This is a genomic window from Vibrio sp. YT-19(2023) (genome assembly GCF_033337395.1).
The window spans coordinates 1-932 of record NZ_JAWOQN010000225.1 but is presented as its reverse complement, the minus strand read 5'-3'; the positions used below and the strand labels follow the sequence as shown (position 1 = coordinate 932).

Sequence of the window (932 nt, the reverse complement as noted above, 5' to 3'; positions counted from 1 at the left end):
TAAAGCGGCATCCTCAGTACGGAACGTTACTTCAGCACATGGCAGGCCATTTTCAATCAGCACTTGTGCCAGTTTCACTGCCTTGCCTGCGTCTTTGATCGCGATAACAGGGACTACTTTAATTTCTGAAAGTTGTTGGTTCAGATCTTTCATTTCATCGTTCCTTAAATAGTTGGCATCGCTTGGCTTGGAATGATCGCGCCGCGATGTTGAATAACCGTGCCAGCCACTTTGTGGCCAGCAAGCGCAGACTCAGCAACGTCTCCGCCTAAAATTCGTTTTGCAAGATAACCCGCACTAAAAGAATCACCCGCCGCCGTGGTATCCACCACAGCATCAACCTTCAAGGCCGCAACGGTGTGTTGTTGATCTTGTGTTACAACAAAGCAGTCGTCCGCGCCACGTTTCACGATGATCTCTTTCACGCCAAAGTTTTTCGTACGGCTGATCGCTTCATCTTCGTGCTTATCTCCCCACAGCATGACCTCGTCATCGAAGGTCAAAAATGCCATGTCGGTGACGCTGAGGATCTTTGAGTAAAAATCACGAGCTTGCTCGATGTTAGGCCAGAGCTTAGGGCGGAAGTTGTTATCGAATGCGATTTTCACACCTTCTTTACGGCACATTGTTAGCAGCTCAATCAACATCTGACGACAATCGTCCGAGATGATCGCCAAGCTAATGCCACTCAGGTAGATCATTTGATGCTGACAAAGATCTTTCACCAACGACAACAATGCTCGCTCACGCAACCAGTATTTTGCCGCCGCATCATTACGCCAGTAAAAGAAGCTACGCTCGCCATCTTCGGCGGTTTCAATCGCGTAAATGCCTGGCAATTTATCTTCAGAAAGGTAGACCATGTCCGTATTGATCCCCTCTTCACGCCATGCCGTTAGCATTTCACGACTAAACGGATCATGCCCTAATCC

At 48.3% G+C, this 932-nt stretch carries 1 protein-coding gene and 1 pseudogene; both read right to left on the bottom strand.

All coding sequences use genetic code 11. The features are described from left to right. Positions 1-153: pseudogene (locus R7E78_RS25035) on the bottom strand (keto-hydroxyglutarate-aldolase/keto-deoxy-phosphogluconate aldolase); the annotation flags it as partial. Between the two features lie 11 nt (positions 154-164). Next, the coding region (locus R7E78_RS25030) for a sugar kinase (protein ID WP_318058462.1) at positions 165-932 on the bottom strand (768 nt) is incomplete at its 5' end.